Consider the following 13,587-nt stretch of genomic DNA (forward strand, 5'->3'; position numbering starts at 1 on the left):
GCGCCGTGACGGCAGCTGGCCCTTGTCATGTACCGCGTGGGGTCAGGGAGCCGCTTCCACTCGGTTGCGGCCGGTGCGCTTGGCGCGGTACAGCGCCTGGTCTGCACTCTTGATCAGCGCTTCCACCGACTTGTGCTGTGCCTGGTTTTCCGCCACGCCGATGCTCACCGTCAGCGACAGCGACAGCCCGGCCGTCACCAGATTGCGGCTGGCCAGCGTGGCTCGGATGCGCTCGGCCACCTGGATGGCGGTATCCAGCCGGGTGTCTGGCAGGATGATGAGGAATTCCTCACCGCCAAAGCGGCAGATGATGTCGGTACGACGGCAGAACAGCCGCAGGATGCCGGCAAATTGCTGCAGGATGTTATCGCCCACATCGTGGCCGTGCTCATCGTTCACCACCTTGAAGTGGTCGATGTCCAGCATCAGTGCCGACAAGGGCTGTTGCGCCAGCCGCGCTTCTTCCCAGATTTGCGGCAGATAGCGCATGGCATAGTGACGGTTGTACAGGCCGGTGAGGCCATCGGTCTGGGCGGCTTCCTGCGCCAGCCGGTTATCGATGGACAGCTCTTCCAGATGACGGCGCAGGCGGGCCTGTTCCTGGCGCAGGTTTTGCTGCTCCAGAATGATGCGCTGCCCGGCCTTGAGCCGCGCTTGCAGGATGCGCGGCGGTATCGGCTTGCTGATGAAGTCGTCCGCGCCGCTGCTGAACACGGCTGCCAGATTGTCCTCGTCATCCAGAATGGTCAGCACGATGATGTACAGCTGCCGTCCGTCTGGCAGGGCGCGCAGGCGGCGGATCAGCTCCATGCCATCCATTTCCGGCATGGCGAGGTCGGTAATCACCAGTTGCGGCGGCTGTTTTTGCACCAGCTCGAATGCTTCCTGACCGTTGGCGGCAACATCCACCTGATGGCCGAGGATCTGCAGCAGCCGCTGCAGCATCATGCGCTGGCTGGCTTCATCCTCCACCACCAGGATATGCAGTGCTGGCAGTTCTTCTTCCGCACCCGCGGGTTCAGCTGGTGCAGGCTGGCGGCGTTCCAGCAGCGAGAAGGACTCCTGCCTTGGTGTGCTGATGGACAGCTGGGCGCTCCAGTCGCGCCACTCCTGCACCACCTCGTCGCACAGCCGTGGAAAATGTGTCGGGTCCACTTCCAGCCTGCAGGCCTGCTTTTTCAGTTCTTCATAGCCATGTGCCCGTGCCTGGCCTTCCAGCAGGCAGACATCGGCCAGACGGCTGGCCAGATGCAGGCACAGTGCCAGCCTGCCGGCACGTGAGTGTTCCGCCACATCCACCGGCGGCAGGTCTTCATGCTGGCGTACGGCATCGCAGAACATGGCCGGCAGGCCCCAGTCGCGCAGCAGGGCGCCGGCAATGTCCAGATGGTGGTAGCCGAAGCGGCTTTCTTCCTGGCGAGTCATGCCCCGTGCGTAAGGGCTGCCCTGTGCCTGGATCAGCGCGCCATACTCGACCGGATGCAAGGTGGCCATGGCCAGCTGGCCAATGGAGGACAGGATGCCGATGGTAAACAGCTCGCCTGGCGGCGCAATGCGCAACTGCTGACCCAACAGCTGCATGGCGGCACCACAGGCCAGCGCTCGCGACCAGTGCAGGTTGTAGTCGAATTGCTGGCATTCGCCACGGTGGTGTTCCGCCACCAGGGCAAAGGTGAGGGCAATCTGGCGTACCGCATTCAGGCCGATGGACATCAGCACATCCGGCGTCAGCGCCACCGCCGGGCGGCTGCGCACGAAGGAGGCGGAGTTGGCCAGCTTGAGCAGGCGGCCAATCATGACCGGATCGGTATTCAGCACGGCAATCAGCTCGGGCAGCGGCACATTGTTGTGCTCGCTCAACTCCATGATTTTCAATACCGTGCCCTTGGGCGAGGGCAGATTACCGCTGATTTTCAGTTCGTTGAACTTGCTGGCCTCAAGCATACGGCGCTCCGGGTGGCGTTTGCGGCATGCTGAACAGCTCTTGTTCGTCGGCGTATTGCTGGCGGATGTTCATGACTTCGGGCCACAGGGCAAACAGCGCTTCGACACAGGCCGGGTCGAAGTGACTGCCCTTGTTGCTTTCAAGGTAGTGCCTGGCTTTTTCCAGTGGCCAGGCTGGTTTGTAGGGGCGTGAGGAGGTGAGGGCGTCAAACACATCCGCCACCGCCACGATACGGCCCCATAAGGGAATGTCCTCGCCGCGCAGGCCATGCGGATAGCCGCTGCCATCGTATTTTTCGTGATGGCTCAGTGCCACTACGGCGGCGCATTGTAGCAAGGGGGAGACGGAGCCATTGAGAATTTCATGCCCGAACAGCGGATGCTGGCGCATGATGGCCATTTCAGGTTCGGTCAGCCTGCCGGGTTTTAGCAGGATGGCATCCGGAATGCCCACCTTGCCGATATCGTGCATGGGGGCGGCTTCCTGCAGCATTTCCTGTTCGGACTGGGGCAGGCCCAGCTGGCGGGCAATCAGCCGGGTATAGGCCGACATGCGTAGCAGGTGGGCGCCGGTTTCCGGGTCGCGGTATTCCGCTGCGCGCGACAGGCGCAGGATGGCTTCTTTCTCCCGGGCACGGATTTCCGCCGTGGCCAGTTTGACTTCTTCCATCAGCCACGCGGCACGGTTGGCCAGTTGCTGGCTGCTTTTGCGCAGTGCCAGCAGGTTGCGCACCCGTACCGTCAGCTCCACCTTGTCCACCGGTTTGGTGAGGAAATCCCGCGCGCCCTGTTGCAAGGCCAGGTGACGTACATCGCGTTCGGTATCGGCGGTAACCATGACCACCGGCACATCCTGCCGTTGCGACAGGGCAAAGAAGCGGCGCATGAATTCCAGACCGTCCATCTCCGGCATCATGTAGTCCAGCAAGACCAGGTCCGGTTCCTGCTCGGCACACCAGGCCAGTGCCAGTTGCGGGTCGGCAAAGGTGTCCACCGTGACGCCTTCCAGCCGTTGCAGGATATGGCGTAGCAGCAAGAGGTTGGTGTCGTTGTCGTCCACCACGATGACGTGGGACATCAATCATCCTTTCCGTACGCGGCAATAAAGGCCAGCAGGTCTTCCATTTCGGTTTCAATCTGTGCGGCAATGTGCCGGATCGCATCCGGCTTGCCATCCAGCGCGGCGGCATGCAGTTGACCGGCCAGCGAGGCCAGGGCATCGGCCCCGACATTGGCGGCACTGCCCTTGAGCTCGTGCGCCAGTTGCCGCAGCCCCTGTCCGCCATGACGCATGTCCAGCCGCAGGCGTTCGCGCCAGCGTTGCAGCGAGTCACGGAAGATATCCAGCATTTCGGCAATGCCTGCCGGGTCGTCGCCCAGAAACTCGGTCAGGCGCTGCACGGTCAGGCTGCCTTGCACCTGGCCGCGCGGAGTATTGGCTGCGCTGGCGGTTGCGCTGTCTGCGGCAGGCTGTTGGGGCAGCCAGAGTTCCAGCAGGGCCTTGAGTCTGGCGTATTCAATCGGCTTGGCCAGATAGTCGTCCATGCCGGCGGCCAGACACAGTTCCCGATCGCCTTCCATGGCATTGGCGGTCATGGCGATCACCGGCAGGTGCCCACCTTGTGCCGACTCGCTTTCCTGACGGCGCAGTTGCCGCGTGGCGGCGTAGCCATCCATGCCCGGCATCTGGCAGTCCATCAGGATGGCATCATAATGCCGCTGTGCTATTGCGGCCAGCGCTTCGTTTCCGTCGCTCACCACATCCACGCCATAGCCCAGCTTGTGCAGCATGCTGGCGGCCACGCGCTGGTTCACCGGGTTGTCTTCGGCCAGCAGCAAATGGTGATGGCGCTGCGCGCTGGCAGTCTGCGTGGCCTGGCTGTTGCTCACTTCCGGGGTGTGCAGGCGGATGGTGCCAGGTGCCCATTGAATGGTCAGTGCATCCAGCAGCGCAGATTGCTTCATCGGCTTGTGCAGCACGGCAATGCCTTGCTGGGCCAGGCTGGTCTTGCGCTGGTTGTCTTGTCCTTGCAGGCAGACCACCAGCGGGATGCCTTCCACCGCCAGGGTTTGTGCTGCCTGCTCCAGCGTGGCATCCGGCAAGGGTTCCACCAGCAGCAGCACATCGGGCTTGCTACCGGCTGCATCCAGTCGGCGCAGGGTTTCCAGCAGGCTTGCCAGGCTGTCGGCGCAGTGGTGCGGTATGGCCCAGCTGTCCAGATAGTGATGCCACAGGGATTGCTGACAGGCATTGTCGCCAGCCAGCAGCACCAGATGCTGGTCCAGCTGCGGGCCTGCCGAGAGGCAGCTGTCACCCTTGATGGCATGCAGCGGGATGCTGATCCAGAATTCCGAGCCTTGGCCCAGCGTGCTTTCCACCCCGATGCTGCCACCCATGGCCTCGGCCAGCCGTTTGCAGATGGCCAGTCCAAGGCCGGTGCCGCCGTATTTGCGCGTGGTGGAGCTGTCGGCCTGGGAGAAGGGCAGGAACAAGCGGCTTCTGGCCTGTTCGGACAGGCCGATGCCGGTGTCCTTGACGCACAGCCGCAGCTGCTTGTCGTCGTCGCTGCCTTCGACGGTGGCGGAAACCAGCACCATGCCCTGTTCGGTGAACTTGATGGCATTGGACAGCAGGTTCAGCAGTATCTGGCGCAAACGGGTAGGGTCGCCTTGCAGGCTGTCCGGCACTTCCGGCGTGGCAAAGCTGGCCAGGGTCAGGCCCTTGCCATCTGCCTTGTTGGCCAGAATGTCCACCGTGCCTTCCAGCAGCTGGCGCAGGGAGAAATCGATGGTTTCGATTTCCAGCCCGTCGGCTTCAATCTTGGAGAAGTCCAGGATGTCGTTGATGATGGACAGCAGGGTGTCGGCGGACATCTTGATGGTGCGGGCAAAGTCGGATTGCTCGGCATCCAGCGGGGTGTCCATCAGCAGGTCTATCATGCCGATCACCCCGTTGAGCGGCGTGCGGATTTCATGGCTCATGGTGGCCAGGAATTCGCTCTTGGCGCGCGCCGCCGCCTCTGCTGCCTGTTTGGCCTGCCGCATTTCCTGTTCGCGCAGCCGCATGGCGCTGACATCGGCAAAGGTGGTGACACTGCCCACCAGCTGGCCTTCCAGCAGCAAGGGGGTGTTGCTTACCCGCACGGCCACCATGCTGCCATCCTTGCGGAAGAACACTTCATCGCTGGAGTGATAGGTACTTTTTTGCCGTACCGCGTCGTAGATCGGGCAGTCTTCCACTGACAGCGGCGCACCGTCAGCACGGTGGTGGTGAATGTGCTTGTGCACGTTCTTGCCGTGCAGCTCTTCCAGCTTCCAGTGCAAGATGCGTTCGGCCTGCTGGTTCATATAGGTCAGCAGCCCGTCCGTGTCCATGGCGATGATGCCATCGTCCATATTGTCCAGCAGGGTGGACAGCCACAGTGCCTGTTTCTTTTGTGCGGTCAGATCGCGCAACACCACCTGCACACCATGACCGGGCAAGGGAAAAAAGCAGGCCTGCATCGACAGTGCCTGGCCCATGCGGTCGTGCATCACCAGCGCAATGGCTTGTGGTGCCTGGCCTGTTTGCAAGCGCTGGCACTGGGTGCGGAATGCCGTGCGGCTATCCACGGCCAGCAAAGGGTAGATGTTGAGCGTGCCCAGTTCCGACGCGCAATAGCCCAGGCTTTCCAGCCAGACTTGATTGGCGTGCAGCAGTTGTCCGTCCTGCCGGCAGGCGAGTATCAGGTCGCCCAGTTGCTCCAGCTGTTGCAAGGCGGCGTGCTGAAAGTCGAAACCTGCCGCCGGAGCAGGTGCCGGGCCGGTTTCGGCGCGTGTTGTGGTATCGGGCTGTCTGTTTTGTTCTTGCACGGCCAGCGGTGCTCCACCTGGGTTTATCAGGCAAGGGTTGTCATGGTTATTCTGCGGGTGTTTGCCAGCACAACATCACTTGATGCTGTCCAGCGCCGCCACCAGGCTGTCGCGGGTCAGCGGCTTGGTGACAATGGCGTTGAAGCCCGCTTGCAGAATGGTTTGTTGCTCGTCGCTCATGGCGTGTGCGGTGTAGGCAATCAGGTGCAGGTTTTGCCAGCGCGGCTCCTGACGCAGCTGGCGGCACAGTTCGATGCCGCTCATGCCCGGCATGCTGATGTCCAGCATCACGCAGTGGTAATCGTGCTGCTGCAGATGTTCCAGTGCTTCGAAGGCGCTGGCGGCCTGATCGGTCTTCCAGCCCATGCGTTGCAGAAACAGGCCTGCCACCTTGCGATTGATTTCGTCATCATCAACGACAAGAATGGTGTCCAGCTTGCTCATGCTTGTTTTCCTTCCAGCGGAATGCTGACGTGGAACACCGTTCCCACGCCGACTTGTGATTCGAAACTGACCTTGCCTTCCATCAGCCGCACCAGCTCCTTCACCAGTGCCAGCCCCAGGCCGGAGCCGCTTTGCGCCCGGGTGAGGAAGGCTTCTGCCTGACGGAATTGCTCGAATACCAGTTGTTGCTGGTCTGCCGGAATACCGCAGCCGGTATCGCGGATAGCCAACTGCAACTGGTGGGCGCTCACCTTGGCCGTTACCTGTATGCTGCCTTGTTCGGTAAACTTCACTGCATTGTGCATCAGATTGTTCACTACCTGCGTCAGTTTGGTCTGATCCAGCCGGAAGTGTTCCGGGCAGCCAGCGGCCTGCTGGTAGTCAAATTCCAGCTGCAAACCCTTGCCTTCCGCCTTGGGCCGGAACAACTCCACCGTGTCACGCAACATCCGCGCCAGATCCACCTCCACCATTTCCATCGGCATGCGGCCGGCCTCGATGCGCGCCATGTCCAGAATGGAATTCACCAGCGTCAGCAAATGCTGGCCACTCTTGTGGATCATGCTGGCGGTTTCCAGATCCCCCGGGTCACTCAGGGTGGCTTGCAGGAATTCCGAGCAGCCCAGAATGCCGTTGAGCGGGGTGCGCAACTCGTGCGACATGTGCGCCAGGAATTCCGATTTCATGCGGTTGGCCGATTCGGCTTGCGCCTTGCTGTTTTTCAGCCGTACCGCCATCTGGTACATCACGAAACCGGCGGCACAAATCAGCAGGCTGACTACACTGGCCACCAGGAAGTAAGCATTGCGGTGTTCGTAGTAGTCGGCCATGGCTTCGCTTTCGCCCACTCCCATCAATACGGCAAGCGGATAGCCTTCCACCGCACGGAAGCTTACGGTGCGCTGAATCTGGTCGATGCTGCTCAACTGCTGGTACTGGCCGTGGTCCTTGCCCGGCCATTGCTTGAACAGCCCGCTGGTGTGGATGTCCATGCCGATGCCGGAGCTGCCTGCGCTGGTACGGGCCCGGACAATGCCGTCCTGGCCTACCAGGGTAACCACCCCGGTTTTGCCCAGGTGGAGGTCCTTGTAGAAGCTGGTGAAGTAAAACGGGTCGACCGATACCACCACCACGCCGCCAAAGCTGCCATCCGGCTTGTTGATGCGGCGGGTGAATTGCAAGGACCATTTGTTGGAAGCACGGCCCTTGACCGGCTTGCTGATGAACAGCTGGCCATTGTCCTGGCCGATATGCACCTTGAAGTGTTCCCGGTCACTCAGGTCAACCCGCTTGAAGTTGGGCACGCTGGACATTTCCAGCATGCCGTCCGGGCCGATGATGGCAATCTGCACAAACAACTGGCTCTGGATGATGCCCTGCTTGATGTAGTGCGGCAGGTCCATCTTGTTGCCTTCGGACTCGTACTCGTACTTCAGGAAAAGTACCGACTGGTCCACCGCGCGGATGGTGCGCGAAATGTGTTCCTCGAACACCCGGACCAGGTTTTCGCTCTGGCGCTGCATTTCCAGCTGGCTGCGTACCTTGTCGGTATTCACCTGCCACAACACCGCGCTCCAGATCATGGCAATCAGGAACAGGCTGAACAATGGAATCATCCATTCCAGGTTCAGCACGCCAAGCCCGTGCTCAAACAGCCGGGCAACTCCCCGTTTCTCTTGTTTCATCTCTCTCCCGCCCGCAGTATCCGCAGGCAACCAGAATCTTGTTTTATCCATCTGGCAGGTACTGCAAGAACCGACAGGTAAACGTCACCCTGTCCTGATGCCTTGCTGTCATGCGCTGTGTGATCCGGTTTGCACCACGGTATGTTTTTCAGCTTTGCGGCATGCTACCTCGCCTGCTGTATGGCGTACTTTGACATAAGGCATGCTCCTGTCTTTTATAGGATTCATCTTTAAAAACCGACAGGAATTTCAAGCAATGACTATTTAAATCACCGCCCACAAGGCCAGCATCACCCCGATGATCAGCACGCCCATCAGGATTTGCGAGGTATTGCGTTCCTTCTGCAGGGCCGACTTCATACTGCTGTGCGCAGCCTCCAGCCGATTGACCTTGTCCTCCAGCGCCACGCGCGACTCGTCCTGCATGGCCAGCGATTGCAGCATGGCTTCGCCGCCCACCTCCTGGATATGGTCCTTGTCCCACACGCCCAGCAAACGGTTGATCTTGTCCTTGAAAAACAGGCCGGTGCGTTGCGCTGCATCCTGCCAGTCAAACTGGAAACCCTGGCTGGCGTAAAAGGCGTTGCGCCGCAGCTTTTCTTCTTCGCTGGCATTACCGGTAATGGCAATCAGGCCAGGGCTGATGGCGTAGTCCGGGTAGGCGCCCTTGACCCAGGTGATGGTCTGGGCAAACAAAAAGGTATCCAGCCCGAGGTTTTGAAAAGCCTCGGTGCAGTTGATGCCGTTCTTGGGGCCGAAGGTAACCGAACGGCTGGGGTGGTCCACCCGCACCCAGGCGCAGTTGTAGGCAACGTGGAAGCGGGCATCGTCATTGGCATAATGCTGCCACTGGCTGCCTTCTATCCTGGCAAAACCACGAAATTGCAGTCGGAAGAAATCTGATTGACTTGTCATGGCACGGCTGCGATGCAGGATGCCATAGACCGGTGCCGAGCCTGCGGTCAGGGTAAGCACGGATTCCCCCAGCGGCATGGCCAGGGTGGCGAGGGTATTCTCGCTTTCCGGGGCGCGCAGCTCGGGCTCGGGCGGCGGGGCCGGTTTACTGGTATTGGCAGGCGTGTTCATGCGCTAATCATAGCGTACTCATGCAACAGCGTTGTGCAGGAAATCCTGAAATCGGTGCATGAAGGGCGTGCTATTGGTGCGGCGCAGCATAATTTGTCTGATTTTACTGACGATTTATCCCGAAAAAAGCTGGCACGGCGTTTGCATAGTGGTAGGGGCATACCCGGTGGCGCCGGGTTTGCGAGTGAGTCTGTCCCGTTGCAATCTGCGGCTTTAATCGTGCATCAAGCCAGGCCTGGGCAATTTGCCCAGGCCCTTTTTTTGTCTGCATATGGCTGCAATGCTCCGACAGTTCTCCGTCGTGTTGCTGGCTGCCAAGCGCCATCAGGCAGGCCTCAAGGTTCTTGGGCAGGTGTTGCTCCGGCAATCGCCTTGCTTGTCTTTCAGGTGGAAAAAGCCTTACCCCGCTGCGCTAGCAAGAGGCGCTGGACTGAAGTTTGTGCAGCTGCTGCTCCAGCGCCACCACGCGCAGCGTCAATTCATGCTCGGTCGTGACATCGGAAATGATGCCGTACCAGGCCAGCACCTCGCCTTGTTTGTTCAGTGATGGAAAGGCACGGCTGCGCATCCAGCGCCAGCTGCCATCCGGCCACAGAATGCGGAATTCAATCAGAAACGGCTGCTTGCTGGGCAGGTGCTGCAGCCAGGTTTCGCGTACACGCACCCGGTCATCCGGATCCATGCGCGCCAGCCAGCAAGCGTGACGTTCCTGATAACTGGCATCTGCCGGGCAATCGACGAATTCACCCATATAGTCAACCAGCCCGTCGCAATTGGCCCGCCAGGTGACATTGGGGCCCAGCTCCAGCACTGTCCGGAAGTGGGTTTCGCTTTGCCGCAACTGGCTCTCTGCCTCTACACGGCTGGTAATGTCCACCAATACCAAGGACACACCCAGCGGAAGTTGCTGGGCATCGACAATGCGCTGATGGGCAATCAGGAAAGTCGTACCGCTGGGTTGATGGCGGTACTCGGTGGTTTCACAGACTTCACCCGCCATCACCCGCACCAGCACCGCCATCAGGTTGGGGGTCATTTCATGGCCGAATATCTGGCTGGCCGGCTTGCGCAGAATATAGTCCAGCTCCACACCCAGATAGCGGGCCAGCAGCTGGTTGGCACTGACAATGCGCATCTGGCAATCGATGAAGCACAAACCAACCGGGGAATCCTGGTACAGCGCTTCCAGCTGGTGCAGGCGCTGGAAGGGCGACAGGTCCAGCGTGGTCTGGGTTGGCTCCACGCCCCATTGCTGCAACAACTGCAAGGCTTGTGCCGCCGGCACCGCAGGGGACCACAGAAAGCCCTGTCCGGCATCGCAACCCAGTTTGCGTAGTACCGCAGCCTGTTCCGTGCTTTCCACGCCTTCGGCCACCACGGTGAGCCCCAGGCTTTGGCCAAGCCCCAGCACGGCAGTCACGATCCGCAGCGATTGCGTATCGCTGCTTAAGGCTGCCACGAAACTGGCATCGATCTTCAGTTCATCAAACGGTAGTGAATTCAGCCGGGTCAGACTGGAATAGCCGGTGCCAAAATCGTCCAGCGACAGCGCCATGCCGTGTCGTTTGAGGTCATCCAGCACCTGCTGCACCGAGGCGTTATCGTGGAACAGCTCGCTTTCGGTGATTTCAATCACCACCCGTGACAAGGGAAAACCACTGCTACCCACGGTGTCCAGCAGGTCGCGCACCAGTGTCGGTAACAAAAACTGGCTGGGTGCCAGGTTAAATGCCAGCGAGAATTGACCCGGCCAGCTTGCCGCCACGCGGCAGGCCTCGCCCATCAGTTGCAGCAGCAGGGCATGCAACATGCCGCTGCGCTCGGCCAGCGGAATGAAAATGGCAGGGGAGACACGTCCATATTGCGGGGAGTCCCAGCGCGCCAGCACCTCGAAGCCAGAAATGTGTCCACTGACCAGATTCAACTGCGGCTGGAAGGCTGGCCAGAATTCACCAGCCGCCAGACCATGCCGCAAGGCGGCTTCGGATACATTGTCGGTCACATTATCTCCCCGTTCTTCCTCCGCAGCGTGAGGACGTGAGAAACCACAGCATCATCAAAGTATTCTATGGTAATTGACTACTTTACGTGAGCTTGATTGAGCGGTGGGACGGTGGCGTATTTGAATCATGCATCGGGCGGTGGTTGAATCCCCCCGACTTCTCTGGCTACTCTTTAAGCTGCTGCAACACGTGGGCTATGAAGCATACCGACTTGGCAGCGGGCTGTTTGATACAAGGGCGTCGAACACTGTTTCCGGGTTGGCCTGGCACCAATACTTGAAGAACAGCTGCTTCTCCAGATCGGCAAACAGGTGGTCAATAGTGGTTGAGCTTGTAATCAGTGCGCGCGCTTCATCCCATTGCTGCGCCACCACGGCAATGGGCATTCCATCGTAGCCTCCCGCTTCGACAATCCAGGTGGCCTTGCCACCTGATATGCCTGCGAGCTCGCACGCTTTTTTCGCCTGGTGGATCAACTCAGACAGAGACGCCGCACATGGCACGGAAAATGAGCGGGCATGCGATGTACAGTCATCTCCTGCACAGACACTATCTCTGTCCACCGTCAGCACCATGGATTCTGCCAGTGAAGTCATCATCAGTCGCTTTGTGTGGAAGGTGTTGCCCAAGTCTACTGGAAATCTTGGCGGATCACTGTCTTGGCAGACCTCCTGTCAGAGTGGCTAGCGCTAAGGTCGCAAGTCGGCCAGAGCGACCAGTTCTGCCGTCATGGCAGGTGACAGTTTTCTTCAAAAAGCAGCCATATCTTACGGATCACGGTGACTGCGTTCAGGGCAGACCAACCAGACAGCACCACCCGCGGCAAAAACAAACCGGCCTCAAATCTGAAGCCGGTCATATCGACTAGATGGCGAGCTTATACTGAGACAACCACGCTACTGTCTCCGGCAAGCCCTGCTGAAGCAAGGTTGCAAGATATTCTTCCGGTGTTTTGGGCGGATTTTTCAGGCTGGCCCGACAGGCCCTGACAGCCTCCAGCACCGAAGCCGGATTCAAATCGATAAGGTGCATGATGAACTCATCCGGGTGCTGGGCTTCCATCTGATGACCAAGCAACACATCGACAGGAAAGTCTTTAAGGTTGAATGTCACGATGACACTACTACGACTGCGTAACGCCGCAGCCAGCACATGGCGATCCTCTTCATCGGGTAGGGTCAAGCCATCAATCAGATACTCATGCCCAGTGACCAGACAATCCAGAACAGCCTGATTCATGAGCGCACGCGTACGCTGTAACTGAGCAGGCTGCAGGTCGGGGCGCCTCGTCAGCGGGTTTCTTGTCCATTCATCATGAATCTGATCAGACCACTTGGCCCGAAACAGATCAGCTTGTGCAAGTTGCAGTAACAGATCACGCAATGGTGCCGGGTACAGCACACATGCGTCGTAAACCGCAGAAAAACTCGTCATTTCAATAACCCATGTTGAGTTCTTGCGCCTGGGCCGACAGTTCCTCCAATGCCTTCAAACGATCCGTATGGTTCCGGTTTTTGTACTGCACCAGATCCTGGTAGCGTACACGCCTGTGGGTACCCACCTTATGGAAGGGAATATCCCCGGCATCCAGCAGCTTGACCAGGTACGGGCGGGATACATTGAGCATATCGGCCGCCTCTTGAGTGGTTAGCTCCGCATGGACTGGAATCAGACTCACCGAATTACCCTGTGCCATCTGCGCTAGGATATCGATCAACAGGCGATAGGCAGCAGTGGGAATCTGTACTGCTTCATGCTCACCTGCCTGGTCAATGACCCGAATCGACTGGGCCTCTTCCTTGCTGCTGAGGTACAGAGATAGCTGGCGACCACTTTCCTTGGCCAGCGTTGCTTCGGCCTCGCTTGGAAGGCCAGTTACTACCGTCGTATTCATGATCTCGACTCTTCGGATTTACAGGTTTACGGGTTTACGGGTTCGCGAGTTTAAGTGTGTTGCCAGTGTGTCAGATTATGACAGATGGCAGTACCATCTCTATGCAGCTTTGGACTTGCCAGCGTCTTGCGCAGCTGGCACTGCCAAGCCACAAACTTACTATACGCAAACGAAATAAACGAAACAAGCGAAACAAACGAAACACCGCAAGTCATCAAGACAATCCTCAGGTCGCCAGACACTCATCAAGAAATGACGCCGCCTTGATTCTCGGTCGGAACGGCAAGCGCATAGGGTGGATGCCCCAAAGGGGCGATCCACCGCGCAACGCTCCCGGATAAACCCATTTTCCTAACAGGAAAGTCACCGCACCGATGCCACCCTTGGGCCCCGTCAAGCATGCCGACGGGTGGCGCTGCTGCGGTTTTAAGCGGCTGGCTGTCTGAGCGATTGGACGTTAGCCAATCGCGAGTTCCAGCCGTGCCGCAGCAGTGTCAGGCCCCGGAGGGCAGCCGCAGGCCATACGATGTCGCTAGCTTTTCCCGTAGTGGGGATCTTTGGCCAAGCAAAGATCCCTTTCCCGTCTGCCGCGCGGAAGCGGCAATGCAAAACATCATCCGTGTGAGCGGATGCTTGTCCTTTGTGCATCAAGAAAACCATCGAAAAGCAAAGACAAAAA

Annotated in this window: 10 protein-coding genes; all 10 read right to left on the reverse strand. The window is 59.2% G+C overall.

Features of this window, described 5'->3' with window-relative positions:
• Positions 1-42 precede the first annotated feature (42 nt).
• Positions 43-1,944 carry a diguanylate cyclase gene (locus ACE3SE_RS08210; RefSeq protein WP_374554567.1) on the reverse strand — a complete coding sequence of 634 codons (1,902 nt, stop codon included), beginning with the start codon at positions 1,942-1,944 and terminating at the stop codon, positions 43-45.
• Positions 1,937-3,022 (reverse strand): HD domain-containing phosphohydrolase, encoded by a 1,086-nt coding sequence (locus ACE3SE_RS08215; protein WP_374554569.1) that lies wholly within the window; start codon positions 3,020-3,022, stop codon positions 1,937-1,939. Before ACE3SE_RS08215 ends, ACE3SE_RS08210 begins: the two co-directional genes overlap by 8 nt.
• The gene (locus ACE3SE_RS08220) at positions 3,022-5,796 is read right to left on the reverse strand and encodes an ATP-binding protein (protein WP_374554571.1); all 2,775 of its coding nucleotides are present in this window, start codon (positions 5,794-5,796) and stop codon (positions 3,022-3,024) included. The genes ACE3SE_RS08215 and ACE3SE_RS08220 overlap by 1 nt, the downstream gene beginning before the upstream one ends.
• 75 nt (positions 5,797-5,871) lie before the next feature.
• Positions 5,872-6,240 carry a response regulator gene (locus ACE3SE_RS08225; RefSeq protein WP_062790120.1) on the reverse strand — a complete coding sequence of 123 codons (369 nt, stop codon included), beginning with the start codon at positions 6,238-6,240 and terminating at the stop codon, positions 5,872-5,874.
• Positions 6,237-7,925: a sensor histidine kinase gene (locus tag ACE3SE_RS08230; RefSeq protein WP_374554574.1), complete on the reverse strand. Its 1,689-nt coding sequence runs from the start codon at positions 7,923-7,925 to the stop codon at positions 6,237-6,239. The genes ACE3SE_RS08225 and ACE3SE_RS08230 overlap by 4 nt, the downstream gene beginning before the upstream one ends.
• Positions 7,926-8,189: 264 nt before the next feature.
• Positions 8,190-9,011, reverse strand: coding sequence for a hypothetical protein (locus tag ACE3SE_RS08235; protein WP_131358942.1), 822 nt, complete (start codon positions 9,009-9,011; stop codon positions 8,190-8,192).
• A 412-nt stretch (positions 9,012-9,423) separates the two neighbouring features.
• Complete coding sequence (locus ACE3SE_RS08240) at positions 9,424-11,013, reverse strand: sensor domain-containing phosphodiesterase (protein ID WP_374554576.1); 1,590 nt, start codon at positions 11,011-11,013, stop codon at positions 9,424-9,426.
• Between the two features lie 195 nt (positions 11,014-11,208).
• Positions 11,209-11,613, reverse strand: coding sequence for a hypothetical protein (locus ACE3SE_RS08245; protein WP_374554578.1), 405 nt, complete (start codon positions 11,611-11,613; stop codon positions 11,209-11,211).
• Between the two features lie 265 nt (positions 11,614-11,878).
• Positions 11,879-12,448: a PIN domain-containing protein gene (locus tag ACE3SE_RS08250; protein WP_374554580.1), complete on the reverse strand. Its 570-nt coding sequence runs from the start codon at positions 12,446-12,448 to the stop codon at positions 11,879-11,881.
• 1 nt (position 12,449) lies between these two features.
• Positions 12,450-12,908 (reverse strand): helix-turn-helix domain-containing protein, encoded by a 459-nt coding sequence (locus ACE3SE_RS08255; protein ID WP_062790105.1) that lies wholly within the window; start codon positions 12,906-12,908, stop codon positions 12,450-12,452.
• Positions 12,909-13,587 lie beyond the last annotated feature (679 nt).

This window comes from Aquitalea pelogenes, from assembly GCF_041914625.1.
GTDB classification, from domain to species: Bacteria; Pseudomonadota; Gammaproteobacteria; order Burkholderiales; family Chromobacteriaceae; genus Aquitalea; species Aquitalea pelogenes.